Consider the following 24,051-nt stretch of genomic DNA (forward strand, 5'->3'; position numbering starts at 1 on the left):
CGCACGGCGGTTTGAGCGATCAGGAGACGGTTACACGGACGGCGACTGACGCACAGCCCGAGGAGGTCGTGGACGCATGTCCGGTACGCAGCTCACCGTCACGCTCAGCGGCGGGGGCGCCGACGACGCACGAGCGGTCGTACGGGTCCTGGAAGGCACGTTCGGAGCGCCGGACGAGCTGCCCGCCGACGAGAACGCGACGGTACACATGGCGACCTTCGACGGCGGCACGGACGCGAGTCCCGCCGGGAGCGCCGGGGAGGGCACCGAGCGCCTGTCCGCCCCGGTGACCGTCAATGTGCAGGGCGCCCCGGAGGCGGTGCGGCGGGCGAGCGACACGCTCACCCGGGCCTTCACGGCCCGCGACGACGGTGCCGCCTCCGGCGACCAGGAGCAGGAGAGGCAGCTGCTCCTGGTGCCGTGAGGGCGCGCCTCACCAGCGGGATCCCACCTGGCCCTTGATCCGCCGGTCGTAGAGGTCGCGGATCGCCGTCAGCGTCTTGCCGGACAGCTCCGGCAGGCGGGCGGCGGCCGCGTTGGCGCGGGCCTGCTCGGGTGAGCGGGCGCCGGGGATCACGGTCGTGACGCCCGGCTGGTCGATGATCCAGCGCAGGGCCAGCTGGGCCGGGGTGCAGCCCTCGGGGGCGAGCGCGGCGAACTCGGCGGCCGCCTCGACACCGGTGACGTAGTCGACGCCGGAGAAGGTCTCGCCCACGTCGAAGGACTCGCCGTGCCGGTTGTAGGTGCGGTGGTCGTTCTCGGGGAAGACCGTGTCCCGCGTGTACTTGCCCGACAGCAGGCCGGAGGCCAGCGGGACGCGGGCGATGATGCCGACGCCCGCCTCGCGGGCGGCCGGGAGTACCTCGCTCAGGGGCTTCATGCGGAACGGGTTGAGGATGATCTGCACGCTCGCCACGTTCGGCCGGGCGATCGCGGTCAGCGCCTCCGCACAGGTCTCGACGCTGACGCCGTACGCGGCGACGCGCTCCTCCTCGACCAGGGTGTCGAGGGCGTCGAACACCTCGTCCGTGGAGTAGACGGGCGTCGGCGGGCAGTGCAGCTGCACCAGATCGATGCGGTCGACGCCGAGGTTGCGCCGGGAGCGGTCGTTCCAGGCGCGGAAGTTGTCGAGGACGTAGTTCTCGGGGATCTGGTCGACGCGGCGGCCCATCTTGGTGGCGACCAGGACGTGCAGGTCCGGCCTGCCGCTGAGGAACGCGGCGATGGTCTGCTCGCTGCGGCCGTCGCCGTACACGTCGGCGGTGTCGAAGAAGGTCACCCCTGCCTCGGCCGCCGCCTCCAGCACCGCGAGGGCTTCCTTGTCGTCGACGTCCCCCCAGTCGGCACCCAGCTGCCACGTACCGAGACCGACGACGGAAGCGTGCTGACCCGACCTGTCGAATGTGCGCTCGTCCATGGGTGTCAGTCTGTCATCCGTCACGGCCGCGCGCGGAGTATCTCGCTCCGGGCCGCCATCCCTGCCCGATTCACTCACACGAGTGAATAGAGTCGGCAGGGATATGTCACGTGTCAACGGGCCCCTAGCGTGGCTTGACGTGACAACTGGTTCAGGGAGCAACTTCCCCTCGGACGAGGCGCGTTGGACGCGCCGGGGTTTCCTCCTCACCGCGGCCGCGCTGGCCGCGGTGCCGGGGCTGCCGGCGGATCCGGCCGCCGCCGCGGCGGAGTTGCCGGACTTCCCGGCGGACGTCGCGCTGTACCGCTCGGCGTATCGGAACTGGGTCGGCGAGATCACCGCCGACGGCCTGTGGGCCTGCGCGCCGGGAAGCCCGGGCCAGGTGGTCGACGTCGTCAACTGGGCCTGGCGGCACGGGTGGCGGGTGCGCGCCCGGGGCGCCTCGCACGGCTGGTCGCCCCTGACGGTGACGGAGGGGACACCGTCCGGAGCGCCCGTTCTCCTCGTCGACACCGCGCTCCACCTCACCGGCCTCGCCCTGGACTCGCCGGTCGTCGTGCGCGCCGGCACCGGCGTGACCATGGAGGCTCTGCTCACCTTCCTGGAGGAGCACGGCCTCGGTGTCACGGCGGCACCCGCTCCCGGTGTCCTCACCCTGGGCGGCGCCCTGGCGATCGACGCGCACGGCACCGCCGTTCCCGCGCGGGGCGAGCGACGCCTGCCGGGGCACACGTACGGCTCACTGAGCAACCTGATCCTGTCCCTGACGGCCGTGGTGTGGGACTCCCGGTCCGGCGAGTACGCGCTGCGCACGTTCCACCGTGACGAAGCGGACTGTGCCGCACTGCTGGCCCATCTCGGGCGGTCCCTGGTGACCGAGGTGGTGCTGCAGGCGGGCGCCGACACCAACCTGCGGTGCGTGAGCCGTACGGACATCCCGGCCGGCGAACTGTTCGCCGCGCCCGGTTCCGGGAACGGGCGCACGTTCGCGAGTTTCCTGGAGGAGGCCGGGCGGGTCGAGGCGATCTGGTTCGCCTTCACCGAGCATCCCTGGCTCAAGGTGTGGAGCGTCTCCCCCACCCGGCCGCTGACCTCACGGCACGTGAGGCGGCCGTACAACTACCCGTTCTCCGACAACGTCCCGACCCCCGTGGCGGAGCTGGTGGGCCGTATGACGTCGGAAGCGGCCTGGTATCTGGCGCCGGTGCTCGGCACCGCGCAGTACGACGCGGCCGCGCTCGGGCTGGTGGCGACGCTGTCCGGCGACATCTGGGGGCCGTCCAAGAACACGCTGCTGTATCTGAAACCGACCACTCTGCGTGTCCACGCGAACGGCTATGCCGTGCTCACGTCCAGGGACCAGGTGCAGAAGGTCCTCTCCGAGTTCGCCGCGTTCTACCGGGAGCGGCTGACGGCGTACGCGGCCCGGGGCAGCTTCCCGGTCAACGGGTCGGTGGAGATCCGGGTGACCGGACTGGACGAGCCGGGCGACTCCGGGGTGGCCGGGGCCCGTCCGCCGCTGCTGTCCGCGCTCCGGCCGCGCGAGGACCACCCCGAGTGGGACACGGCCGTGTGGCTGGACATCCTGACGCTGCCGGGCACGCCGGACGCGGAGGCGTTCCTGCGCGAGATCGAGCGGTTCCTGCTGCGCGCGTACGACGGCAGGTCCGCCCTGACCCGGGTGGAGTGGTCCAAGGGGTGGGCGTACACGGACGACGGGGTGTGGAGCGACGAGGAGGTGCTGGGCTCGGTGGTGCCGGCCGCGGTCGGTTCGGCCGAGTGGGCCGAGGCGGACGCGGTGCTGGACCGGCTGGACCCGCACCGCGTCTACGGCAATGCCTTCCTGGACCGGCTGTTCGGCCAGGCCGCCGAGGAGTGAGGGGCGCCTGCACGGCCCGGCGCGTAGCGGTCCACCAGGGCGTCGGCGGTGCTCGCCCGCACCTCCCTGCAGCATGCTCGCGCGGGCGCCTATTCGCGGGCGGCCAGCGCCCGCGCGTGCACCGTCCGCGCGACCTTCGGGCCCAGCCAGCGCTTGAACCGGCGCAGCGGCTCCAGCTGCCCGGCCGCCCGGTCGAGCCGGTAGTACAGCTGCGGCGGGACGTGGGGCAGCAGGGGTGAGTGCCGCTGGCCGAGCAGGGCGAACATCCGCTCCGGTGGCAGTCGCATGTAGCGCGGGAGGTTCTCGTACCACTGGGCGCTGTAGCGGGCCGCGCTCTGCACGGGCAGGAGGGCAGCCTTGCGTTCCCGCTCGTAGCGGGCGAGAGCCTGAGGGAGTGCCGAGTGCTCGCGCAGCGCGGCGGCCAGGGCGATCGCGTCCTCCAGGGCGAGAGTGGTGCCGGCGCCGATGGAGTAGTGCGTGGTGTGGGCGGCGTCGCCGAGCAGGACGAGGTTGTCGCGGTACCAGGTGCGGTTCGTGAGGGTGCGGAAGGTCTGCCAGGGCGTGCCGCCGGTGCGGCCGAGCAGGGGATGGCCGTCCAGGACGCCGGCGAAGATCTTCTCCAGCAGCGCCCGCCCGTCGTCCTCGCCCGCCCGGTCCAGTCCCAGTCCGGTCCAGGTCTCGGGTGCGCACTCGATGACGCAGGTGCTGCGGTCGGGGCCGTATCCGTAGCCGTAGCACCAGATCCAGCCGTGATCGGTCTCGGCGAAGGCGAAGGTGAAGGCGCCGAAGACCTTCGTGGTGCCGAGCCAGACGTACGGGTTGCGCCCGGTCGTGACCTCCGTGCCGAAGTGTGCGGCGTGGTGGGTGCGCAGGGCGCTGCGGACACCGTCGGCCGCCACGACCAGGTCGGCGTCGGGCAGGTCGGCGGCGGTGATCTCGCGCTCATGCTCCAGGCGTACGCCGAGCTCGCGGGCCCGGGCGGCGAGGATCTCCAGCAGCCGGTGGCGGCCGATGCCGTGCCCTTGGTCGCCGCTGTGCCTGGCCGTCAGGTCCCGGACGTGGGCGACGCCGTCACACCAGCGGACGGAGTCGCGGTCGAGGGCGCGCGCGGACTCGGGGTCCTGCTCGTGGAGTCGGTCGTACAGTCCGCGCCAGTACGTCACGCCCCAGCCGTAGGTCGAGCCCTCCGGGTCGCGTTCGTGGACGGTGATGTCGTGGGACGGATCCTGCCTCTTCAGCAGGATCGAGAGATACAGACCGGCGGGCCCGCCGCCGACACAGGCGACCTTCACACACACCCCTGATGATTACCGAGAGCGGTCGATTGCGGACGCAGAGTAGCAGGACAAAAGCATCATCGGCCGGACCGCCGAATCGCGTCAGCTTCTCGGCGTGACGCGCCCCACGGACAACGGGCCACACGGGGAGAAACATCCGCCACGGCACTCGCCGCGTGCGGAACTTCCCCTTCCGCGCCTGCCCGGGGGCCCTTCACAGCAAGATCATCTTTGTTCAATCTTCTACGACATAAGGGCACTTGTCCGATTCATAGCCAACCGGCTCGGGTGGATTTCTCCCGGTACCGGACGGGCCGATAGGCATGTGGGGTCATCAGCCGAACGAACTCAGGAGGTCCGCATGCCGGAACTCAGCCGTCGCCATGCGCTCACCGCCGCGGCCGTCGTCGCCACGGCCGCGGGGACATGGTCGGCCGGCGCCCCGGCCATGGCCGCCGGGCACCACGACTCCCACGGGACCTTCGACGAGGTCTACAAGGGCCGCCGGATACAGGGCCGTCCGGCCGCCGGAGGCGGTCACCACCACGGCGCGGGATACGGGGTGTTCGTCGACGGCGTGGAACTGCACGTGATGCGCAACGCCGACGGCACCTGGATCAGCGTCGTCAGCCACTACGACCCCGTGCCCACCCCGCGCGCCGCCGCCCGCGCAGCCGTGGACGAGCTCCAGGGCGCGCCACTACTGCCCTTCCCCGCCAACTGACCTGCCCGCAAGATACCCGGAGCTCCCGCACATGACCGTCCGCAAGAACCAGTCCGCCCTGACCGCCGACGAGAAGCGGCGTTTCGTCGCCGCGCTCCTGGAGTTGAAGCGCAGCGGCCGCTACGACGACTTCGTCACGACGCACAACGCGTTCATCGTCTCCGACACCGACGACGGCGAGCGGACGGGGCACCGCTCACCGTCCTTCCTGCCCTGGCACCGAAGATTCCTCCTGGAATTCGAACGGGCGTTGCAGTCGGTGGACGCGTCGGTGGCCCTGCCGTACTGGGACTGGAGCGTCGACCGTTCGCCGCGCGCCTCGCTGTGGGCTCCCGACTTCCTCGGGGGCACCGGACGCGAGCGGGACGGCCGGGTCACGGACGGACCCTTCTCCGCGTCCTCAGGGAACTGGCCGATCAACGTGCGGGTCGACGGCCGTACGTTCCTGCGGCGGTCCCTCGGTGCCGGAGGGCGCGGGCTGCCGACGCCGGCCGAGGTCGAGTCGGTGCTGTCGATACCCACGTACGACATGGCGCCCTGGAACAGCGCCTCGGACGGTTTCCGCAATCACCTCGAAGGGTGGCGGGGCGTCAACCTGCACAACCGCGTCCACGTCTGGGTGGGCGGGCAGATGGCCACCGGGGTGTCCCCCAACGACCCGGTGTTCTGGCTGCACCACGCGTACATCGACAAGCTGTGGGCCGAGTGGCAGCGGCGGCACCCGGGCTCCGGCTATCTGCCGGCCGCGGGCACGCCGGACGTGATCGACCTGCGCGAGACCATGAGGCCGTGGCACGACACGAGCCCGGCGGATCTGCTGGACCACACGGCTCACTACACGTTCGACGGCTGACGCCCAGGCGTGTTGTCGGCTGTCAGCGGCCGATGGTGGCCAGGGCGGCGGTGTACTGGTCGTCGGTGACGGGCTCCAGCCAGGTGGTGCCGTCCCCGCTCTCGTCGCCGACGACCATGGCGATGTGGGCCATGAGGGTGGTGTCGGTGGCGCCGTGCCAGTGCTCCTCGCCGGCCGGGCACCTGACGGTCTCACCGGCGGTGATCCGCACCACGTCGCCGTCGCGGGTGCCGACCAGGCCGACACCGTCGGTGACGTACAGGACCTGGCCCTTGGCGTGGGAGTGCCAGTTCGTCCGGGCACCGGGGGTGAAGCGCACCAGCGCGGACGCCAGACGAGCCGGGTCGGCGGGCGCCTCGATCGGGTTCAGGTAGACCTCGCCGGTGAAGCGCTCGGCCGGGGCCTTGACGGTGGGGGTTTCCGTGATGTGTTCCACGACTTTTCTCCTCGGTCGCGAGTACGTTCCGGTAGATCCACGCGCGTTCCGGCAGATCCACTGTCTTCGAGGAAACCGCAGGTCAGTCGAGCGGGGAAGGCACGGTCGTTCCAGGTGCTGACAGGACCCCCCTCAGCCGGGCCGGCCGACCTGGCCTGGACGCGTGAGTACCGAGAGCGACATCCGCGAGTTCCTCACCTCCCGGCGCGCGAAGATCACCCCGCAGCAGGCCGGTCTGCCCGCCTACGGGGGCAACCGGCGCGTGCCGGGGCTGCGGCGTGAGGAGGTCGCGCTGCTCGCCGGGGTCAGCGTCGACTACTACGTCCGTCTGGAGCGCGGTCGCCTCGCCGGCGCTTCCGAGGAGGTCCTCGACTCCGTGCGGCTGGATGACGCCGAGCGTGCCCACCTGTACGACCTGGCCCGCGCCGTCGCCAGGCGTCCCGCCCGCCGCACGAAACGCGCCCCCGGCCCTCTGCCGGACAGTGTGCTGCGTGTGCTGGACTCCATGACGGACTCACCGGCCTTCATCCGCAACGGGCGCCTCGACATCCTCGCCGTCAACCACCTGCGGCGCGCGCTGTACGCGCCCCTGTTCGCCGATCACGGCGTTCAGACGGTCAACATCGCCCGCTTCCAGTTCCTGAACCCCGCGGGCAGGGACTTCTTCCCCGACTGGGAGGAGTCCCTGAACACCACGGTGTCCCTGCTGCGCACGGAGGCCGGACGGGCTCCCGGCGACATCAGCCTGACCGGGCTGATCGGGGAACTCGTCACCCGCAGCGAGGAGTTCCGCGCCGCCTGGGCCAAGCACAACGTGCGCCTGCACCACACCGGCCGCAAAGCCTTCCGCCACCCGGCCATCGGAGAGATGACCCTCGACTTCGACGCGATGGAACTGCCAGCGCAGCCGGGCCTGACCCTGACCGCCTGTTCCGCCGAGCCCGCCACCCCGGCCCACGACGCGCTGCAGCTGCTGGCCGCGTGGGCGTCCACCGAGAACGCGTCCGCTGCCGCCGGCCGCGGCTGAACGGCGGCCTCGGCGCGAACACATAACCGGTTGCCCATCGGTGATGGCGGTGGATGAATGTCCGGCATGATCACCCAAGTGCGGACTGACGGATCACCCGTCCGGATCGGCGCTCTCGTTCCGCTGACCCGGCCTGGCTGGGTCGAGGCAGGCAGACACCTGCTCGCCGGACTCGAGCTGGCCGTTCGCGACGTCAATGACGCCGGCGGGATCGTCGGAAGGCCACTGGAGCTGGCGGTCCGGGATACCGCGGCTGATCCGCAGAAGGCCGCGGCGGCCGTAGAGGAACTGGCTCGGCTGGGCGTGGCTGCCCTGGCAGGCGAGTATCACAGCGTCGTCGCTCGCGCCGCTGCCGGCAGGGCCGACGCCCTCGGCCTGCCGTTCCTCTGCTCGTCAGCGGTTCTCGACGCGCTCACCGAACAGCCGACGGAATGGGTCGCGCGCCTCTCCCCGCCTCAGTCCCGCGGCTGGCGGATCTACGCGGACTTCCTCCTCGGCGCGGGCCACAGCCGCATCGCCGTGGCAGCCCAGCCGAGTGTCTACTGGGCATCCGGGACCCGCATTCTGCGGGACTACCTCACGTCACGCGGCGGCGCCGTCATCGAACTCGACATGAGCGCGTTCACCCCGACGGCCGTGTGCGACGAACTCGTCGGCCACCGTGCGACGGCCCTTCTTCTTCTGGTCGGCCACCCGGAGCCGGCCGTGCCGGTCGTCCGGTCCGTCCGCCGCGACCAGCGCCTCGCCGAGATCATGATCGGCGCTCCGGCCGGGCAACCGGAGTTCGCCGAATGGGCGACACTGCTGGGCGACGACGGCGCCGCGATCCCGTTCCTGCGCTACCTGCCCGAACGCCTCAGCCCACTCGGTGCGGGAGTCGAGACGGCCCTGCGCGAACGGCTGGGCGAAGCGCCCTCTTTCGTGGCCTTCGAGGGCTACGACACGGTCGCCGTCCTCGCCGATGTGCTGCGTTCTCACGGCGTGGACCGGGCGCGCACGGCCGAATCCTGGCCACGCGTCGCCGTGGAGGGCACCCGCGGGCAGATCCGGTTCGCCCGCACGCCTGGCATCAGCGTGTGGCAATGGGCCTCGGCGCCGGTCCAAGTCGTTGATCGAGATCCGGCGGAACCCGATCGCTTTCGGGTCCTCCACACCGGCTGAGAGAGCGGAGAGGTCCGACCGACCAGATCTGTCGGCCGAGAGGCCGGTCAGACGGTCTCGGCCGTGCGGCACTCCGGGTGGCCCCAGCCGCGGTCGTTCTTGGCGATGGACTCACCGGCCGCGTAGGAGCGGCCGCACTGGCAACGGCCGGGGAACTTGGCCTTGATGGTGCGCGAGGAGGCCTTCGCGGTGCGGGCCGCGCCGCCGCGTGGCCGGGAGCGCGGGGACTTGGCCGGGGTGTCCGGCGCGGGCGGCGGCTCGGGGGAGCCGAGGCCGCTGCCCGCGGGCTCCTGGACGGTGGCTGCCTGGCTGGCGGCGCGGTCGGCGAAGTCGTTGAGCCGGTCGCCGTCGACCTGGTGGGCGGGCACGTAGCGGAACTCGACCGAGCGGCCGTCCAGGAGCTCGTCGATGCGCACGACGAGGTCCTGGTTGGCGACCGGCTTTCCGCCGGACGTCTTCCAGCCGTTGCGCTTCCAGCCGGGCAGCCAGGTGGTGACGGCCTTCATCGCGTACTGCGAGTCCATCCGGATCTCGAGCGGCACGTCCGGGTCGGTCGCCGTCAGCAGGCGCTCCAGCGCGGTGAGTTCCGCGACGTTGTTGGTGGCCTTGCCGAGCGGCCCCGCCTCCCAGCGCACCGGGCTCTCGGAAGCGTCGGCGACGACCCAGGCCCAGCCCGCGGGCCCGGGATTTCCCTTCGAAGCCCCGTCACACGCGGCCACAACACGTTCACGCATGGCCCCGATCATGCCATGGCCGCGTGGGCCGTCCGGCCGGAGGTCCTCAGCTCACGTCGGTCGTCTTCGGCATCTCGCCCTCGGTCCTGGTGATGTCGATGACCGAGAAGTTGGCGCCCTGCGGGTCGCTGATGGCCGCGAACCGGCCGAACGGGGTGTCCATGGGCCCGAACCGGAGGACGCCGCCGAGCTTGGTGGCCTTCGCGACGGCGTCGTCGCAGTCCTCGACGGCGAAGTAGACGTTGATGTACGGCGGCACCTCGGGCGGGAAGTCGTCCGTCATCTTCATCCGGCCCAGCACGCTGCGGTCGCCGAGGTCGTAGATCCGGAAGTCCATCGCCTCGTGCTCCATCTCCTTCTGCTTGTAGGAGAAGACGGCGGGGAAGAACGCGTCGGACTTCTCGGGCTCGCGCGTGAACACCTCCGCCCATGTGTAGGCACCCGGTTCGGCCATCGTGTCGAAGCCCTCGTGGGTGCCCGCCTGCCAGACACCGAAGACGACGCCGCTGGGGTCGCGGGCCAGGCACATGGTGCCGAAGTCGCCGACCTGCATCGGCTCCATCAGCACCTCACCGCCGTTGTCACGGATCCGGGCGGCGGTGGCGGAGGCGTCCCGGGCCGCGAAGTACAGGCACCACTGAGACTGGCCCTCCTGGCCGGGCATGGGCGGGACGACGGCGGCGACCGCCTTGCCGTTCGAATAGGCCTCGGTGTAGTTGCCGAACTCCGTGGACGCCTCGGCGAAGGTCCAGCCGAGGACGTCTCCGTAGAAGCTCTTGGCCCCTTCGAGGTCACCGAACATCGCGTCGGCCCAGCACGGGCTTCCTTCAGGTTGCACGGCCATGGCTGCGGCCCTCCGAATGGGTGGACGGTCCGTTTCCTCACGCTAGTCACCCGGCGGCCGACCCGCGCGCCGAACGGGCGGTTCCGTCGCAGACTGGGCGGGGGCCTTCGGCAGACGGGGAGCGGCGGCATGGCGAACGGGACGATGCGCGCGTGGTCGGTGGTACGCCCGGGCCCGGTCGTGGAGGGGTCTCTGCGACTGGTCGAGAAACCGGTGCCGGTGCCCGCGGACGACGAGCTGCTGGTGCGGGTGCGCGCCTGCGGTGTGTGCCGCACCGATCTGCACGTCGTCGAGGGCGACCTGCCCGTGCGCCTGGCGGGTGTCACGCCTGGTCACGAGGTCGTCGGGGTGGTGGCCGGGGCGGGCGGGGCGGTGCGCGGCTTCGCGGTGGGCGACCGGGTCGGTGTGGCCTGGCTGCGCCGCACCGACGGCAGCTGCGCGTACTGCGCGCGCGGCGCGGAGAACCTGTGTCCCCGCTCCGAGTACACGGGCTGGTATGCCGACGGCGGCTACGCGGAGTACACGACGGTGCCGGAGGCGTTCGCCTACCGGCTGCCGGACGGCGTGCTGGACGTGGCCCTCGCTCCCCTCCTGTGCGCGGGCATCATCGGCCACCGGGCGCTGCGGCGGGCGGGGCTGCCGCCCGGCGGACGGCTCGGGCTGTACGGCTTCGGGGGCAGCGCCCATCTGTGCGCGCAGGTGGCGCTCGCCGAGGGCGCCACCGTGCACGTCATGACGCGCGGTGCGGCCGCCCGGCGGCTGGCGCTGGAGCTGGGCGCCGCCTCCGCGCAGGACGCGTACGCGGGACCGCCGGAGCCGCTGGACAGCGCGATCCTGTTCGCTCCCGTCGGCGAGCTGGTCCCGGTCGCCCTCCGCGCCCTGGACCGCGGCGGTGTCCTGGCCATCGCCGGCATCCACCTCACCGACACGCCTCCCCTGCACTACGAGACCGAGCTCTTCCACGAGAAGCAGTTGCGCAGCGTCGCCTCCAGCACGCGGGAGGACGGCCGCGAGTTCCTGACCCTCGCGGCGAGGTACGGCGTACGCGCCACCACGCATCCGTATCCGCTGTCGCGGGCCGTGGAGGCGCTCGCGGATCTCAAGGCCGGGCGGTTCGACGGCGCGGCGGTGCTGGTGAACGACTTGTCGTGAAGTGAGCGGGGGGGGGACGGCAAGTACGGCAGCTTCCAGTACCTGCTGATCGCCGCCGACCAGGTCTGACCCGCCGTCACGTCGTCGGCCGCGGACGCGATCCGTGGCCGACGCGCGTCTTCCCCCAGGGGTCCGGCTGTGCTTGCCTGGGGAGCCGTTTCACCGGCCCGGGGCGGGAGTTGCCGTATGCGCAGACCGTGGATCGTGGGGGCGCTGGTGGCGGGGTTGCTGCTCGGTGCGTGCAGCGATCCGTCGTCCGGGCCCGAGACTCCCCCGCCGTCCGCTCCGGAGGCGTCCGCGACCACCCACCAGCGGGCCCCCGCCTCCCCGAGCGCCCGGCCCCCCGTGAAGGCGCCGACCGTTCTGTACCTCGGCGACTCGCTCGCCATGGAGAACCACAAGGTTCTCGGCCAGGAGCTGCGCCGGGACCTGCGCGCGAAGTACACGAGCGCCCCTTACTCGGGCACCACCCTGTGCGACTACCTGGAGGGCACGGCCGAGCGGTCCCTCGTACCGGCCCGGGACAAGGCGGCCGCCCTGGTGCGGTCGCTGCGTCCGGACTTCGTGGTGTTGCAGTTCTGGGGCAACGCCTGGGACTTCACCTGGTGCATGGACGGGATCACGTACGACGGTTCGCGGGAGCGGTACTTCAAACGGTACGAGGCCGACGCGCGCAGGCTCGTCGAGCAGATCGCGACAGCCGGCGGGTCCCACCGGCCGCGGATCGTGTGGGTGCTCCAGGGCCCGGATCCGATCACGCCCGACCGGGTGCGCCGGGTGAACGGACTGTACGAGCGGCTGGCCGCCACGTCGGGCGGCATCGTCGCCGACGCCGGGAAAGCGGTGAGTCCGGGCTCGGACCGCTACGCCTGGACGCAGTACCTGCCGTGCACCGCCTACGAGCGCGCCCATCCCGACTACTGCACTCAGCCGTCCCGCGACCGGACGGCCCTGCACCGGGACGACGACTACCTGCACTTCTGCCTGGCGCCCACGACGTCCACGCCGAAGCCCTGCCCGGTCCGCTCCCCCGGCATCCTGCGCATCGCCCGGGAGGTCACGAAAACCATTCGACAGTCGGCGAGTTGACCGCTCGAATGGCGCCATGTGCGCGGTGCGAATGCATGAGGACGAAGTGGACATCGACGTCTCGCTCGTCGGCCGGATGATCGCGGGACGGTTCCCGCGGTGGGCAGGACTGCCCCTACGGCGCCTGGAGTCCTCCGGGACGGAGAACGCCATGTTCCGCCTCGGTGCGGACAAGGTCGTACGGCTCCCCCGGCATCCCCGCGCCGTAGAGGGCATCACGCACGAACTGCGCTGGCTGCCCCGGCTGGCACCAGGGCTGCCCGCCGCCGCGCCCGATCCTCTCGGGCGGGGTGAGCCCGACGACGACTTCCCGTGGCCTTGGGCGGTGTACGGCTGGCTGGACGGTCACAACCCGGTGCCCGGTGCGCTGGAGGAACCCCGGCTGCTCGCCGAGGACCTCGGGGCGTACGTCGCGGCCCTGCGCCGGATCGACGCGGAGGAAGGCCCGATCGGGTACCGGGGCGTGCCTCTGGCGACCCGGGACCGGTTCGTGCGTGAGGCGCTCGCGCAGCTGGCGGGGCGGATCGACACCGCGAAGGTGACTGACCTGTGGGAGCAAGCCCTGCGCGCCCCGGAGTACGCCGGGCCGCCGGTCTGGGCGCACGGCGATCTGATGGCAGGGAACCTGCTGGTCAGCGGCGGACGGCTGACCGCCGTGATCGACTACGGCACGGTGGGGGTGGGCGACCCCGCCGCCGACCTCATCGGCGCCTGGTGTGTGCTGCCCGCCGAGGTCCGCGGTGTCTTCCGCGAGGCCGTGGGCGCGGACGAGGCCGAATGGGCGCGAGGGCGGGGCTGGGCCCTGTCGATCGCGGTCATCGCGCTGCCGTACTACTGGGAGACGAACCCGCCGGTCGCGGAGAACTCGCGGCATGTGATCAGAGAGATCCTGGCCGAGTCCCGGTAGGGGCGGAAAGGAAAGGGTTCCCGCCCCTGTCCGGGGGGCGTGTCATTCGCCCGCGTACGCCTTCTCCAGCACCGCGATGTCGAACTTGCTCATCGCCATGAACGCCTCGGTCACGCGGGCCGCCTTCGCCGGGTCCGGGTCGGTGATCATGTCGTCGAGCCGGTCGGGGACGACCTGCCAGGACACGCCGTACTGGTCCTTCAGCCAGCCACAGGGGCCGGGCTCGCCGCCGTTCTCGGTGAGCTTGGTCCAGTAGTAGTCGATCTCCTCCTGGTTCTCACAGAAGATCATGAAGGAGACCGCCTCGGTGAACGTGAACTGGGGGCCGCCGTTGAGCCCGATGAACCTGTGGCCGTTGGCCGTGAACTCGACGGTCATCACGCCGCCGGCGGGCTGGGGCGCTCCCTCGGGGTAGCGGGCGATCTTTCCGACGCTGGAGTTCTTGAAGATCGAGACGTAGAAGTGGGCAGCCTCCTCGGCCCGGCCGTCGAACCAGAGACACGTGGTGAAACCGTCGGATGCCATGAGTACCTCCTGGAGCGTGGATCGCTGTCATCTGTGTCGACCGGTCCACGCCGGGAAACTCATCGGCCGGGCCGCTGATTATTTCGCTGGGGCGGCGTCAGGCCCGCGTCCAGCGTCGCGGTCATGACGACGTCCCCGCCCTCCGACAGCGGCATCCGGCCTTCCGCCTCGACATACCGCAGAGCGACCTCGACGACCTCCACGACCGCACCGGCCGGCCTGACGAGCTGCCCGGCACGGGATGCGCGTACGGCGTACCTGCGCGAGCCGGTCCGGTACTGGCGGAACGAGTACGACCGGCGGACCGCCGAGACGCGGCTGAACGAATGGCCGCAGTTCACGACCAGGATCGACGGCGCGACCGTCCGCTTCGCCCACGTACGGTCCCCCGAGCCGGACGCCACCCCACTGATCCTCACCCAGGGCTGGCCCGGCCCGATCGTGGAGTTCCTCGACGTGGTCCGTCCGCTGACCGGTCCCGCCGCGCACGGGGGTGATCCGGCCGACGCGTTCCACGTGGTGGTACCGGGCATCCCGGGGTTCGGGCTGTCCGGTTCCACCCGGGAGACGGGCTGGGAGGCGGGCCGGGTCGCCGACGCGTGGGCCGAACTGATGCAGGCTCGGCTACGAGCGGTTCGGCGCACAGGGCGGCGACTGGGGTGCGGCGACCTTCCGCGAACTGGGGCGGGCTCGTCCCGACCGCGTCACCGACGTACATCTCGATCTGCTGCCGGGCGGCCGGCAGGCCACCGAGCCGGCCCCGGAGGAACCGGACGCGCTCGGCCCCGAGGAGCGGGAGCGCGCCCTCACGTCGTGGCGACGCCGGCGCGACTGGTCCCGCGAGGGCACCGGGTACGCCGTGCTCCAGTCGCCCCGGCCGCAGACCCTGGCGTACGCGCTCGTGGACTCGCCCGTGGGCCAACTCGCCTGGATCGTTGAGAAGTTCCGGGAGTGGACGGACTCGGACGAGCTGCCGGAGGGGCGGCTTCGTCCGCCGGATCCACTCCGAGCGGGCGCACGCCACGGAGTTCGACCGCGGCGGGCACTTCGCGGCGATGGAGGAGCCCGACCTGCTGGTCGGCGATGTGCGGGCGTTCTTCCGGGAGCTGCGCGAGAAGGGCTGAGACCGGCTGTACGAAGGGGCTCTGCCGGGAGCGGATCTGCCGAGGGCAGAGAAACGGTCTGCGGGCATCGTCCGAGGTCAAGAGTGGAGTCGACGGCACATCCGCGGCACGTCCGCGGCACTTCTGCCACGACGAGGAGAACCGATGACTCCACTCACGACACTCGCCCCGCGGGCGGAGGAGGGCGACACCCCTCCGACCCGGTTCGACGACCACCTTGCTGCCCAGCTGCTCGCGCAGCGCATCGTGCTGCTGGGCACGCAGGTGGACGAGGTCTCCGCGAACCGGGTCTGCGCCCAGTTGCTGATCCTGTCCGCGGAGGACCCGCGCACCGACATCAGTCTGTACATCAACAGCCCCGGCGGCTCGGTGCACGCGGGCCTGGCCATCTACGACACGATGCGGCTGATCCCCAACGACGTCTCCACCCTGGCCATGGGCTTCGCCGCCAGCATGGGCCAGTTCCTGCTCTGCGTCGGCACCCCGGGCAAGCGCTATTCCCTGCCGAACGCGCGCGTCATGATGCACCAGCCGTCGGGGGGCATCGGCGGCACCACCGCCGACATCGAGATCCAGGCGGAGAGTCTGGAGTTCACCAAGCGGACCATCGAGCGGATCACCGCCGAGCACACCGGACAGACTCCGGAGACCATCTCCCGGGACGGCGACCGGGACCGCTGGTTCACGGCCGAGGAGGCCAGGGAGTACGGCATGGTGGACCGGGTTCTGGAGTCCCTCGCGGACATCCGCCCGGCGGCCACCCGGCGCAGGATGGGGCTCCAGTGATGGGTACGTACACGATTCCGAACGTCGTCGAGCGCACCCCGCAGGGCGAGCGGTCCTACGACGTGTTCAGCCGGCTGCTGTCCGAGCGGATCATCTTCCTCGGCACCGAGATCGACGACGGCGTCGCCAACGTCGTCATCGCACAGCTCCTCCATCTGGAGTCGTCGTCCCCGGAGAGCGAGATCTCGATCTACCTCAACTCCCCCGGCGGCTCGTTCCCTTCGCTCATGGCCATCTACGACACCATGACGTACGTACAGGCGCCGATCTCGACGTTCTGCGTCGGGCAGGCGGCCTCCACGGCGGCCGTGCTGCTGGCCGGCGGGGATGCCGGACGGCGGTTCGTGCTGGAGCACGCGCGCGTGCTGCTCGGGCAGCCGGCCTCGAGCGGAGCGCGTGGCACGGCGTCCGACCTGTCGCTCCAGGCCAAGGAGATGGTGCGGATCCGCTCCCAGGTGGAGGAGGTGCTGTCCCGGCACACCCACCACGACGTGGCGACCCTGCGGGCCGACATGGACCGCGACAAGGTGTTCACCGCGCAGGAGGCGGTGGACTACGGGCTGGCCGACGAGGTGCTCAGCCGGCGACTCGTGCGGGTCTGAGGCGCCGGCCGGCCCACCGGGCTCAGGCGGCCATGCACAGTCCCTCGGACGACGAGGGGGACGCCCCGCGGCGGCTGCCGCCCGTGTACCGCGAGGTGACACGGACCAGTTCGCCCTGCGCCCTCGAAAGCAGGTCGCCGAGGCTCAGTCCGAGGGCGTGGGCGGCGGCCGCGAGGACCTCCGAGGAGGCCTCCTTGCGGCCGCGCTCCACCTCCGACAGGTACGGCATGGAGATCCGTGCCTCGTCGGCGACGTCCTTCAAGGTCCGCTCCTGCGCGAGACGTTCGCGCCGCAGGACGTCACCGACCAGGTCACGCCACAGAGGCTCCTTGACCGCGGGAGCCGGCGGCCCCTGGCGTGCCGGAGCGCTGGCCGGACGGGCGGCCTGGGGGCGTGCGCCGGGCGGGCGCAGGGGGATGACGCGGGCTTCGTTCGGCACGTGGTTGCTCACTTCTCCAGCCTAGGAGTCGTGGTCGTCAGGGGAAGGGGCCGGCATTCCGCCCTGGGTGGAATCGCCGAACGGGCAGGTGGCCAGGCGGGGTTGGCAGAGTCTGACTCCGCCCGGCGGTCTGTCTGCTCCTCGATCACGTGCGCCGGCATGTCCCGCAGCGTGATCGTCTCGTCGCTCGGGTCCGGCGGCCCTGACGCGATGGAACCAGGTGTACTCGACGGCCCCGGCGGCCGCACGCCACCGACTTTTCCGCCGCTCGACCGATCGCCGGGCATGAGCAGCACATAACCGGGTACCCGCAACCCGGAAGAACCTAGGCAGATGTCCGCCGTGACGTTCATGGGAGAGGTAATGGAGACCGCCGTGATCCGGTCGCAGGCACAGGTCGTCGAAGAGAACGCGGAGGCCGGCACGGGTGACGGAGGACTGCCGGGAATCGTGGACCCGCGGTCCGTGGCTCCCCGGGACGCCAGGGAGCTGTCCCGCCAGTTCTTCCAGCGCCTGACGGAACTCGAAGAGGGCACGCACGAGTACCAGTACGCGCGCAACACGCTGATCGAGATGAACATGTCGCTCGTGCGGTTCGCGGCCGGCCGGTTCCGGGGCCGCGGCGACGACATGGAGGACATCGTCCAGACCGGCATGATCGGCCTGATCAAGGCCATCGACCGGTTCGAGCTGTCGCGCGAGGTCGAGTTCACCTCCTTCGCGCTGCCGTACATCGTCGGTGAGATCAAGCGGTTCTTCCGGGACACGACGTGGGCGGTGCACGTACCGCGGCGGCTTCAGGAACTGCGCGTGGAGCTGGCCAAGGCCCGCGAGGAACTCGCCAGCCGGCTGGACCGCGAACCCACGGTCACCGAGCTGGCCACGTTGATGAACATCTCCGAGAAGGAGGTCGTCGAGGGGCAGATCGCCGCCAACGGCTACAACTCTTCGTCGCTGGACGCCGCGCTCACCGGCGACGGCCCGGAGGGCGGCGAGGCGGTCCTGGCCGACTTCATCGGCGTGGAGGAGGACGGGCTGCGGCTCGTCGAGGACTTCCACTCGCTCGCCCCGCTGATGGCGGAGCTCACCGAGCGCGACCGGCAGATCCTCCACATGCGGTTCGTGGAGGAGGCCACACAGGCGGAGATCGGGGAGCGGCTGGGCTGCTCGCAGATGCACGTCTCCCGCCTGATCAAGCGGATCATCACGCGACTGCGCGAGGGCATGCTGGGCGAACTGGGCTGCGCCTGACGCGGTCGGGACCAGCGGGTGCCGTCCCCACACGCGGGAGTGGGACGGCACCCGCCACTGCTCCGGTGGTCCGGGGCCCCGGACGGACGGCTCACCCCTCGGTGGGGGGCTCAGCGGTGGAGGGCTCAGCCATCGGTTTCGTCGGTGAGCGGCAGCACGGCGCGCACCCGCTTGCCCACCGGCACCCGCTCCACGCTGACCCGCTCCGCGAGCGCGTGGACGATCTCCAGGCCGTGCCGCCCGACGCGCTCGGGGTTGCGGGGGAAGATGCGGGGCAGTGCGGAGCTGCTGTCGTAGACCGACACCGTCACCGCGGTGTCCGTGCCGACGAGCTCCAGGATGTACGGCCCGTTGCTGTGCCGGTCCGCGTTGGTGACCAGCTCGCTCACGACGAGCTGCACCGCGCCGTCGACCCGGTTGTCGATGCGCGCGCACCACTCGGTCCTGAGCTGGTCGAGAAAGAGCGCGGCGAAGGAACGCGCCTCGGCGATGCAGCCCTGCTCGCCGGTGTAGTGTGCCGCCCGCCTCAGCGGTTCCACGGGCACGTCGAAACCAGTCGGTATCACTGCCCCGTCCAGGTGGTCGATCATTCGTTTCTCTCCGGGAAGCCGGGCTGGCCGGACGCTCTGCACAGTGCTCGTACCCCGAGCCGGGCTTCGCAGTCCTGACAGGTTTTCGGCCCGTCCGGTGCCCTGGGCATTGTCCCCTGTCCGCGGGGCACCCGGGGAGGAATCGGGACCGGCCGAGGGCGGCCGGTCCGGTCGCCGGAGGTGCGCGGTGGTCTGGTGGATGTGGCTGGTCGTGGTGGTCGCGGCGCTCGCCGCCGTCGCCGTGGTGACGCTCGCCGTGCAGGCCGGCCGGCGGTCGGGGACGGTCATCGCGGTACGGCGCCGGCCCGACGGGAAGGGCCAGCGATGAACGAGCTGATGGCGGCACGGAGCCTGACGACGCTGCCGGTGGTCACCCTGGGCGGCGAGGCCGTCGCGCAGGTCAAGGACACGGTCTTCGACGCCGCCGCCGGGCGTGTCACCGGCTTCACACTCAGCGGCCGGGGGCTGCTGTCGGGTCCGCTGAAGAAGAGCCTGCCCTGGGCGGCCGTGCACTCGCTGGGTCGTGACGCGGTCATGATCGTCGACGCCGGTGCCCTGGCGGACATGCCCGTCGTGGTGGCCCGCCGGGAGGCCCAGCAGGGCCGGGTGCTGCACGCGAAGGTGCTGACCGACGAGGGCGCCGAGGTGGGCACGGTGCTCGACGTGGTCGTCGAAGGCGGCACCAGCGGCCGGGTCGTGGGCTTTCGGATCGCCGCCGGCAAGGCGCTGGTGCAGGGCTCCAGGCGGCGTCGGCACCGGGTGTACGTGCCGCGCGGCGAGACGCTCGCGGTCTCCGGCCGGGCGCTGGTGATCCCGGCGGACGCCACCCGCTACGTGGCCGACGACCTGCCGGCCTTCGCCTCCCGGGTCGGCGCCTTCCACGAAGGGCGGGAAGGTACGCCGTCATGATGCTGTTCTCGCAGGCGCGGGGGCTTCCGGTCCTGACACTGACCGATGCGGACGAGATCGGCGTCCTGAAATCCCTGACGGTCGACGCCCCGTCCGGTGTGGTCACCCACGTCCGGGTGCGCGGCAGGCACTCCCGCAAGGAGTCCGTGCTGGCCTGGGGTGCCCTGCACGCGATCGGCCCGGACGCCGTCCTGGTCCGCTCGGACGCCGCCCCGGCCGAGGTGCCGCCTCACCACGAACTGCCGGGCCTCAGGATCCTCACCGAGACGGGCGACGAGCTCGGCACGGTCCAGGACGTCGTGTTCGAACCGGAGACCGGCCGCGTCGAGGCGGTCCGCACCGCCCATGGCGACCTGCCGGCCGATCGCCTGCTGGGCCTCGGCGACTACGCCCTGGTGGTCCGTGCCGGGTGAGTCAGGCCGGGTCAGGAGGCCGGGGCCTGGTCCGTCGTGCCGTTCCCGGTGTCGTTCCCGGGCGGAGGCTGCTGGGGCTCCGACGTCGGCGGCTCGCTCGTCGGCGGCTCCGGCGACGTCTCCGGATCCGACGTCGGCGGTTCGCTCGTGGGAGGCTCCGACGAGGTCGGGTCGGACGGTGACGTCGGCGTGGTGACGCTCACCGACGGGGAGGGCTTGTCGGGCTTCTCGGTCTTGCGGTCCTTCGTGCCGGTGTCGCCCTTGTGGCGCTCGAACCACTCGCCGTCGGGCTGGCACATGACGAAGAGGTCGACCGGCTTCGGAGCGGGCGTGACCGCGACGACGTTCGACGGCTTGTATCCCGGCCACGCGTCGCCGGTCGTCTTGGGCGCGGTCTGCTGGGCGACCGGCGCGGACAGCGGGTTGCCGCACGCGCAGCGCACCCGGGGCACGCCGCGGTCGTCGACGAGGACGGCTGTGCCGACCTGGAGGACGGCCTGGTAGCTGGTCGCGCGGCCGTCGCTGTAGCCGTGGTTGGTGACGCGGGTGTCCGTGCGCAGCACCACGGGCGTGAGCGAGCGCAGGTAGGCGGGAACGTCGGGCGGGTCGACGCGGGCGACGGAGGCGAACGCCCGCTGCTTGTCCGGAGTCCCCTTGAAGTACGTGATCTGCTTCTCCACGTCGCAGCTGGCCACGTTGCGGGTGCCGCCGTACAGGCCGGGCGCTCCGCCCTGCACGCCCTGGACGGCGTTCTGCGTGGCCAACTCGGTGGGCGAGGGCGAGACCGGTGAGGCCGAGCTCTCCTTCGCCGTGGACTCGGTGAACGGGTCCGGGCCGGTGTCGGCCGCGGGCTGGAGGAAGACCTCGCCCTCGGACGTGCTGGTGCCGCCGTCGGACGCGCCGGTGCCGCCACCGTCGGGCCGGGTGAACACCACGGCCAGGATCACGGCGGCCACGACGGCGGCGGCGATCAGCGTGACGCGGGGTACCGACCCCCACCACGGTCGGCGGGGCTCCGGCGCCTGCCCTTCCCCACTCGGCGGCTCGGAGGGCGGCCCCCCTCCCGACGGCGGCTGGGAGGGACCCGACAGCGGGCCCGAGGGAGGTCCTGTGGGGCGGCCGGACGACGGCGGTTCGACGCTCACGAGCTCTTCTTCCCGCGTGGGTTCTCTGCGGCCTTCTCACACCTGAGGCGATTGATCCAGGTTTATGCCGCTTTCGCCATTACGCGTTCATTGTGTGCTCCGATCCCGTACGGCTCGCAAGCCGACGCGGACGGACCTCCCGACGGGCGTCCGGCGCGGGTGCTGCTTAGCGTGGCAGCGTGAGTTCGCGCACCTCCTCCGGCCAGGCACGCACCTCCGGCGAGCGGGCCGCCGCCCGCCACGGCTGGGCGCATGCCCTCGTCACGGTGCTCGGCGGGCTGCTCGCCATGGCGGTGGTGTCCGCGCTGGGCCTGTGGGCGGCCGGGGCGGCGGACCTCCCGGACGGCGCGTTCGCACCGGTCGTCGTGGCGACCATGGTCACCGCCGTCGGGGGCATCGTGAAGCTCTCCGGGAGCGCCGGAGACCTGGCCGACACGCAGGCGGGCCTGACCGTCATCCCGCTGTCCGTCACGCTCACCGGGGCGCTGGTGATCGCCTGGGGTTTCCTGCGGCCCCTGCGGCACCGCGCGGTCGCCGGTGCCGCGGAGCTGGCCGGCTGGGCCGCCAGGATCGCGGCCCTGTGGCTGCTCGCGCTGATCGGCCTGACGCTCGCCGCCCGCCACACGTTCGACATCTCCCTCGGGAACGACGCGCTGGGCGAACTCGGCGATCTGTTCGGCGCCTCACCGGAGATCGGCTTCACCACCGACGTTCCGCTGTCCGTGTTCGTCGGCGTGGTGTGGCTGGCCGGTGTGCTGGTGCTGGCCCTGCTGGTGTCGCGCGGCGCCCCCTTGCCGGCCGGGCTGCTGCGCTTCCAGACGTCGGTGCGGCCGGCCGCGTACGTGATGGTCGCGCTGCTGCTCGCCTACGTCGTCATCGGCGTGGTCGTCGCCCTGGTCGTCGCGGCGACCCGGGGGCACGCGGCGGAGACGTTCGCCGTGATCCTGCTCGGCATGCCCAACCTGGTGTGGCTGGCACTGACGATCGGCCTCGGCGCCACCTGGAACGGCCGGGTGGAGGGGCCGTTCGGGCTGCCCATGCCCCATGTGCTCGACGAGGTGCTGCGCACCCCGGACATCTCCGAGCTGAACCTGCGGACGCTCTCCGAGCACGACGGCAGGGTGTGGTGGCTACTGGTCATCGACGTGGTGCTGCTGACCGCCGCCGCGTTCGTGATGGCGGCCCGGTCGCCGGCCCGGGTACGGGCCTGGCAGCACGCCGTGCACATGGCGGTCGCGCTCATGCTCACGGTGTTCATGATCTGCCTGGTCGGGCGCATCTCCGCGCACTACGGACTGTCCGTACTCGGCATCGGCGACCTGGGCGGCAGCCTCGCGGGCGAGTTGTTCCTCAGACCCCGGCTGTGGGGAGCCGTGGGCCTGGCCGTCCCGTGGGGGCTGGTGACCGGGTTCGCCGGGGCGCTGCTGGCACGGCACGTACGGCGGCGGGGCGAGGTGCGCGCCGAGCAGGCGGGCTGACGCCGGGCCCACCGACTGCTCTGCGTCCGCTGCTCTACGTCCGCTCCACGAAGACCGGTTCGGCCCAGCGCGGGGGCGGCTTCGGCCGCTCCTCCCCCGGCTGCCGGCCCGCCCGGGCGGGGACGGGCCCGGCGACGGCCCCGCCACCGGCCGTCGCGGCGCGCAGTGCGGCGACGAAGGTGAGGCATGAGGGGTAGCGGTCGTCGGGTCTCTTCGCGAGGGCCTTGGCGAGCACCGGGTCCACCTGGGGTGGGAGGTCGGGCCGGGCCTCGGTCAGCGGCGGCGGGTCGTCGTACTGGTGAGCCCACAGCAGGGCCATGTCGTCGTCCCGGAGGAAGGGCGGGTGACCGGCGAGGATCTCGTAGACGACACAGGCGAAGCCGTACACGTCACAGCGGGCGTCGACCGGGCGGCCCGAGATCTGTTCGGGGGCGACGTAGTCGAGTGTGCCGACGAACTGGCCGACCGTGGTGAATCCGGTCAGCGACAGCGACTTCTTCGTCAGACCGAAGTCGGTGAGGTAGACGTGCTCGGGGTGGTCGCTGTCGGTGCCGCGGGATACCAGGATGTTGCCGGGCTTGACGTCCCGGTGCACCAGCCCGTGGTCGTGGGCCGCGTCGAGCGCGGAGGCGACCTGGGCGGCGATGCGTACGGCGGTGGCGGGCGGCAACGGCCCCTCCCGGTCCAGGAGATGACGCAGGTCGCTGCCGGCGACGAACCGCATCGCGATGTACAGCACTCCGTCCGTCTCTCCGGCCTCGAAGACCGGCACGATGTGCGGGTGGTCGATCGCGGCGGCGGCCCGGGACTCGTGGGTGAAGCGACGCCGGAAGGTGTCGTTGCGGGCGAGTTCCGGGGCGAGCAGCTTGAGCGCGACGGTGCGCTCCAGACGCAGGTCCCGGGCCCGGTAGACCACGGCCATGCCGCCGCGCCCGATCTCCTGCTCGATCCGGTACCCGGCGATCTGCTGCCCGACCAGCTCGGAGGGCCGCCCCGAGAACAGACTCGTCTCGCGGTTCAACGGGCGTCACCCTCGGGTGACACGATCCGGGTGGGCGGCGCCTCACCGGGCCCGGAGGCCTCCTCGTCCGGAGCCGACTCGCCGTCCCTCTCGGGGGCCACGACCCGCGTGGGCGGCGCCTCGGGGGCCACGACCTGTGTGGGCTCCGAAGTCTCGGGAGGCACGCCCCGTGGCGGCTGGGGAGCTTCGGGAGGCACGCCCCGAGGGGGCTGCGGTGACACCACCCGCGTGGGCTCGGGGGCCCCGGGAGGCACGAACCGCGTCGGCT

General features: G+C 71.8%; 26 protein-coding genes and 1 pseudogene. 17 read left to right on the top strand and 10 right to left on the bottom strand.

Features of this window, described 5'->3' with window-relative positions; translation table 11 throughout:
* Positions 1-76 precede the first annotated feature (76 nt).
* On the top strand, positions 77-424 hold the full coding sequence (locus ACZ6TU_RS33865; RefSeq protein WP_469552704.1) for a hypothetical protein: 348 nt from the start codon (positions 77-79) through the stop codon (positions 422-424).
* Between the two features lie 9 nt (positions 425-433).
* Here the strand turns inward: ACZ6TU_RS33865 and ACZ6TU_RS33870 are convergent, their stop codons facing one another.
* On the bottom strand, positions 434-1,417 hold the full coding sequence (locus tag ACZ6TU_RS33870; protein ID WP_467679621.1) for an aldo/keto reductase: 984 nt from the start codon (positions 1,415-1,417) through the stop codon (positions 434-436).
* Positions 1,418-1,520: 103 nt separating this feature from the next.
* Here ACZ6TU_RS33870 and ACZ6TU_RS33875 point away from each other — a divergent pair, with 103 nt between their 5' ends.
* Positions 1,521-3,296 (top strand): cholesterol oxidase substrate-binding domain-containing protein, encoded by a 1,776-nt coding sequence (locus ACZ6TU_RS33875; RefSeq protein ID WP_469552706.1) that lies wholly within the window; start codon positions 1,521-1,523, stop codon positions 3,294-3,296.
* An 89-nt stretch (positions 3,297-3,385) separates the two neighbouring features.
* Here the strand turns inward: ACZ6TU_RS33875 and ACZ6TU_RS33880 are convergent, their stop codons facing one another.
* Positions 3,386-4,588 carry an FAD-dependent monooxygenase gene (locus ACZ6TU_RS33880; protein WP_469552708.1) on the bottom strand — a complete coding sequence of 401 codons (1,203 nt, stop codon included), beginning with the start codon at positions 4,586-4,588 and terminating at the stop codon, positions 3,386-3,388.
* 346 nt (positions 4,589-4,934) lie between these two features.
* Here ACZ6TU_RS33880 and melC1 point away from each other — a divergent pair, with 346 nt between their 5' ends.
* Entirely contained in the window at positions 4,935-5,297 is a 363-nt protein-coding gene (gene melC1, locus ACZ6TU_RS33885; RefSeq protein WP_467679626.1) for an apotyrosinase chaperone MelC1, read from the top strand.
* A 31-nt stretch (positions 5,298-5,328) separates the two neighbouring features.
* Positions 5,329-6,150 (top strand): tyrosinase MelC2, encoded by an 822-nt coding sequence (melC2, locus tag ACZ6TU_RS33890; RefSeq protein WP_469552711.1) that lies wholly within the window; start codon positions 5,329-5,331, stop codon positions 6,148-6,150.
* A 22-nt stretch (positions 6,151-6,172) separates the two neighbouring features.
* Here melC2 and ACZ6TU_RS33895 read toward each other — a convergent pair whose 3' ends face one another.
* Positions 6,173-6,586 carry a (R)-mandelonitrile lyase gene (locus ACZ6TU_RS33895; protein WP_467679630.1) on the bottom strand — a complete coding sequence of 138 codons (414 nt, stop codon included), beginning with the start codon at positions 6,584-6,586 and terminating at the stop codon, positions 6,173-6,175.
* Positions 6,587-6,749: 163 nt separating this feature from the next.
* Between ACZ6TU_RS33895 and ACZ6TU_RS33900 the strand changes: the two genes are divergently transcribed.
* Both ACZ6TU_RS33900 and ACZ6TU_RS33905 read left to right on the top strand, forming a co-directional pair.
* Positions 6,750-7,613: a helix-turn-helix transcriptional regulator gene (locus ACZ6TU_RS33900; protein WP_469552713.1), complete on the top strand. Its 864-nt coding sequence runs from the start codon at positions 6,750-6,752 to the stop codon at positions 7,611-7,613.
* Positions 7,614-7,670: 57 nt separating this feature from the next.
* Complete coding sequence (locus ACZ6TU_RS33905) at positions 7,671-8,774, top strand: ABC transporter substrate-binding protein (RefSeq protein ID WP_469552716.1); 1,104 nt, start codon at positions 7,671-7,673, stop codon at positions 8,772-8,774.
* Between the two features lie 47 nt (positions 8,775-8,821).
* Here ACZ6TU_RS33905 and ACZ6TU_RS33910 read toward each other — a convergent pair whose 3' ends face one another.
* Together ACZ6TU_RS33910 and ACZ6TU_RS33915 are read right to left on the bottom strand one after the other, a co-directional pair.
* Positions 8,822-9,520: a ribonuclease H family protein gene (locus ACZ6TU_RS33910; RefSeq protein ID WP_467679636.1), complete on the bottom strand. Its 699-nt coding sequence runs from the start codon at positions 9,518-9,520 to the stop codon at positions 8,822-8,824.
* A gap of 34 nt (positions 9,521-9,554) precedes the next feature.
* Complete coding sequence (locus ACZ6TU_RS33915; protein ID WP_467679638.1) at positions 9,555-10,352, bottom strand: VOC family protein; 798 nt, start codon at positions 10,350-10,352, stop codon at positions 9,555-9,557.
* A gap of 144 nt (positions 10,353-10,496) precedes the next feature.
* On the opposite strand from ACZ6TU_RS33915, the gene ACZ6TU_RS33920 reads away from it, so the two are divergent.
* The 3 genes from ACZ6TU_RS33920 to ACZ6TU_RS33930 all read left to right on the top strand — a co-directional run bounded on the left by ACZ6TU_RS33920 (position 10,497) and on the right by ACZ6TU_RS33930 (position 13,500).
* Entirely contained in the window at positions 10,497-11,504 is a 1,008-nt protein-coding gene (locus ACZ6TU_RS33920; RefSeq protein WP_467679828.1) for a zinc-binding alcohol dehydrogenase family protein, read from the top strand.
* Positions 11,505-11,690: 186 nt separating this feature from the next.
* Entirely contained in the window at positions 11,691-12,593 is a 903-nt protein-coding gene (locus ACZ6TU_RS33925; RefSeq protein WP_467679640.1) for an SGNH/GDSL hydrolase family protein, read from the top strand.
* Between the two features lie 31 nt (positions 12,594-12,624).
* Complete coding sequence (locus tag ACZ6TU_RS33930; RefSeq protein WP_467679642.1) at positions 12,625-13,500, top strand: aminoglycoside phosphotransferase family protein; 876 nt, start codon at positions 12,625-12,627, stop codon at positions 13,498-13,500.
* Between the two features lie 42 nt (positions 13,501-13,542).
* Here the strand turns inward: ACZ6TU_RS33930 and ACZ6TU_RS33935 are convergent, their stop codons facing one another.
* Positions 13,543-14,025 carry a VOC family protein gene (locus ACZ6TU_RS33935; protein ID WP_467679644.1) on the bottom strand — a complete coding sequence of 161 codons (483 nt, stop codon included), beginning with the start codon at positions 14,023-14,025 and terminating at the stop codon, positions 13,543-13,545.
* A gap of 123 nt (positions 14,026-14,148) precedes the next feature.
* Between ACZ6TU_RS33935 and ACZ6TU_RS33940 the strand changes: the two are divergent.
* The 3 genes and pseudogenes from ACZ6TU_RS33940 to ACZ6TU_RS33950 all read left to right on the top strand — a co-directional run bounded on the left by ACZ6TU_RS33940 (position 14,149) and on the right by ACZ6TU_RS33950 (position 16,537).
* Positions 14,149-15,149: pseudogene (locus ACZ6TU_RS33940) on the top strand (epoxide hydrolase family protein).
* 144 nt (positions 15,150-15,293) lie between these two features.
* Complete coding sequence (locus ACZ6TU_RS33945) at positions 15,294-15,935, top strand: ATP-dependent Clp protease proteolytic subunit (protein ID WP_467679646.1); 642 nt, start codon at positions 15,294-15,296, stop codon at positions 15,933-15,935.
* Positions 15,935-16,537: a ClpP family protease gene (locus ACZ6TU_RS33950; RefSeq protein WP_469552720.1), complete on the top strand. Its 603-nt coding sequence runs from the start codon at positions 15,935-15,937 to the stop codon at positions 16,535-16,537. The genes ACZ6TU_RS33945 and ACZ6TU_RS33950 overlap by 1 nt, the downstream gene beginning before the upstream one ends.
* A gap of 22 nt (positions 16,538-16,559) precedes the next feature.
* On the opposite strand, the gene ACZ6TU_RS33955 is transcribed toward ACZ6TU_RS33950, so the two are convergent.
* Positions 16,560-16,988, bottom strand: coding sequence for a helix-turn-helix domain-containing protein (locus ACZ6TU_RS33955; protein WP_467679650.1), 429 nt, complete (start codon positions 16,986-16,988; stop codon positions 16,560-16,562).
* A 351-nt stretch (positions 16,989-17,339) separates the two neighbouring features.
* Between ACZ6TU_RS33955 and ACZ6TU_RS33960 the strand changes: the two genes are divergently transcribed.
* Complete coding sequence (locus ACZ6TU_RS33960) at positions 17,340-18,227, top strand: RNA polymerase sigma factor SigF (protein ID WP_467679829.1); 888 nt, start codon at positions 17,340-17,342, stop codon at positions 18,225-18,227.
* A gap of 125 nt (positions 18,228-18,352) precedes the next feature.
* On the opposite strand, the gene ACZ6TU_RS33965 is transcribed toward ACZ6TU_RS33960, so the two are convergent.
* On the bottom strand, positions 18,353-18,817 hold the full coding sequence (locus ACZ6TU_RS33965) for an ATP-binding protein (RefSeq protein WP_467679652.1): 465 nt from the start codon (positions 18,815-18,817) through the stop codon (positions 18,353-18,355).
* Between the two features lie 187 nt (positions 18,818-19,004).
* Between ACZ6TU_RS33965 and ACZ6TU_RS33970 the strand changes: the two genes are divergently transcribed.
* The 3 genes from ACZ6TU_RS33970 to ACZ6TU_RS33980 are packed head-to-tail and all read left to right on the top strand — an operon-like array spanning position 19,005 to position 20,139.
* Complete coding sequence (locus tag ACZ6TU_RS33970; protein WP_467679653.1) at positions 19,005-19,145, top strand: hypothetical protein; 141 nt, start codon at positions 19,005-19,007, stop codon at positions 19,143-19,145.
* Entirely contained in the window at positions 19,142-19,726 is a 585-nt protein-coding gene (locus ACZ6TU_RS33975) for a PRC-barrel domain-containing protein (protein ID WP_467679655.1), read from the top strand. Before ACZ6TU_RS33970 ends, ACZ6TU_RS33975 begins: the two co-directional genes overlap by 4 nt.
* Positions 19,723-20,139: a PRC-barrel domain-containing protein gene (locus ACZ6TU_RS33980; protein WP_467679656.1), complete on the top strand. Its 417-nt coding sequence runs from the start codon at positions 19,723-19,725 to the stop codon at positions 20,137-20,139. The genes ACZ6TU_RS33975 and ACZ6TU_RS33980 overlap by 4 nt, the downstream gene beginning before the upstream one ends.
* Positions 20,140-20,150: 11 nt before the next feature.
* Here ACZ6TU_RS33980 and ACZ6TU_RS33985 read toward each other — a convergent pair whose 3' ends face one another.
* The gene (locus ACZ6TU_RS33985) at positions 20,151-21,284 is read right to left on the bottom strand and encodes a DUF6777 domain-containing protein (RefSeq protein WP_469552725.1); all 1,134 of its coding nucleotides are present in this window, start codon (positions 21,282-21,284) and stop codon (positions 20,151-20,153) included.
* Positions 21,285-21,463: 179 nt separating this feature from the next.
* Here ACZ6TU_RS33985 and ACZ6TU_RS33990 point away from each other — a divergent pair, with 179 nt between their 5' ends.
* The gene (locus ACZ6TU_RS33990) at positions 21,464-22,762 is read left to right on the top strand and encodes a streptophobe family protein (RefSeq protein ID WP_469552727.1); all 1,299 of its coding nucleotides are present in this window, start codon (positions 21,464-21,466) and stop codon (positions 22,760-22,762) included.
* Positions 22,763-22,796: 34 nt separating this feature from the next.
* On the opposite strand, the gene ACZ6TU_RS33995 is transcribed toward ACZ6TU_RS33990, so the two are convergent.
* Positions 22,797-23,783 (bottom strand): serine/threonine-protein kinase, encoded by a 987-nt coding sequence (locus ACZ6TU_RS33995; RefSeq protein WP_469552728.1) that lies wholly within the window; start codon positions 23,781-23,783, stop codon positions 22,797-22,799.
* Positions 23,784-24,051 lie beyond the last annotated feature (268 nt).

Source organism: Streptomyces sp. NPDC052064, assembly GCF_055585925.1.

What these genes read in the sequence shown, in the direction of transcription:
- ACZ6TU_RS33975 (WP_467679655.1), top strand. Translation starts at nt 19,142, where the DNA reads ATGAACGAGCTGATGGCGGCACGGAGCCTGACGACGCTGCCGGTGGTC.
- ACZ6TU_RS33905 (WP_469552716.1), top strand. Translation starts at nt 7,671, where the DNA reads ATGTCCGGCATGATCACCCAAGTGCGGACTGACGGATCACCCGTCCGG.
- ACZ6TU_RS33865 (WP_469552704.1), top strand. Translation starts at nt 77, where the DNA reads ATGTCCGGTACGCAGCTCACCGTCACGCTCAGCGGCGGGGGCGCCGAC.
- ACZ6TU_RS33920 (WP_467679828.1), top strand. Translation starts at nt 10,497, where the DNA reads ATGCGCGCGTGGTCGGTGGTACGCCCGGGCCCGGTCGTGGAGGGGTCT.
- ACZ6TU_RS33870 (WP_467679621.1), bottom strand. Translation starts at nt 1,417, where the DNA reads ATGGACGAGCGCACATTCGACAGGTCGGGTCAGCACGCTTCCGTCGTC.
- ACZ6TU_RS33910 (WP_467679636.1), bottom strand. Translation starts at nt 9,520, where the DNA reads ATGATCGGGGCCATGCGTGAACGTGTTGTGGCCGCGTGTGACGGGGCT.
- melC2 (WP_469552711.1), top strand. Translation starts at nt 5,329, where the DNA reads ATGACCGTCCGCAAGAACCAGTCCGCCCTGACCGCCGACGAGAAGCGG.
- ACZ6TU_RS33875 (WP_469552706.1), top strand. Translation starts at nt 1,521, where the DNA reads ATGTCACGTGTCAACGGGCCCCTAGCGTGGCTTGACGTGACAACTGGT.
- ACZ6TU_RS33925 (WP_467679640.1), top strand. Translation starts at nt 11,691, where the DNA reads ATGCGCAGACCGTGGATCGTGGGGGCGCTGGTGGCGGGGTTGCTGCTC.
- ACZ6TU_RS33935 (WP_467679644.1), bottom strand. Translation starts at nt 14,025, where the DNA reads ATGGCATCCGACGGTTTCACCACGTGTCTCTGGTTCGACGGCCGGGCC.
- ACZ6TU_RS33950 (WP_469552720.1), top strand. Translation starts at nt 15,935, where the DNA reads ATGGGTACGTACACGATTCCGAACGTCGTCGAGCGCACCCCGCAGGGC.
- melC1 (WP_467679626.1), top strand. Translation starts at nt 4,935, where the DNA reads ATGCCGGAACTCAGCCGTCGCCATGCGCTCACCGCCGCGGCCGTCGTC.
- ACZ6TU_RS33960 (WP_467679829.1), top strand. Translation starts at nt 17,340, where the DNA reads ATGGAGACCGCCGTGATCCGGTCGCAGGCACAGGTCGTCGAAGAGAAC.
- ACZ6TU_RS33915 (WP_467679638.1), bottom strand. Translation starts at nt 10,352, where the DNA reads ATGGCCGTGCAACCTGAAGGAAGCCCGTGCTGGGCCGACGCGATGTTC.
- ACZ6TU_RS33945 (WP_467679646.1), top strand. Translation starts at nt 15,294, where the DNA reads ATGACTCCACTCACGACACTCGCCCCGCGGGCGGAGGAGGGCGACACC.
- ACZ6TU_RS33980 (WP_467679656.1), top strand. Translation starts at nt 19,723, where the DNA reads ATGATGCTGTTCTCGCAGGCGCGGGGGCTTCCGGTCCTGACACTGACC.
- ACZ6TU_RS33930 (WP_467679642.1), top strand. Translation starts at nt 12,625, where the DNA reads ATGCATGAGGACGAAGTGGACATCGACGTCTCGCTCGTCGGCCGGATG.
- ACZ6TU_RS33965 (WP_467679652.1), bottom strand. Translation starts at nt 18,817, where the DNA reads ATGATCGACCACCTGGACGGGGCAGTGATACCGACTGGTTTCGACGTG.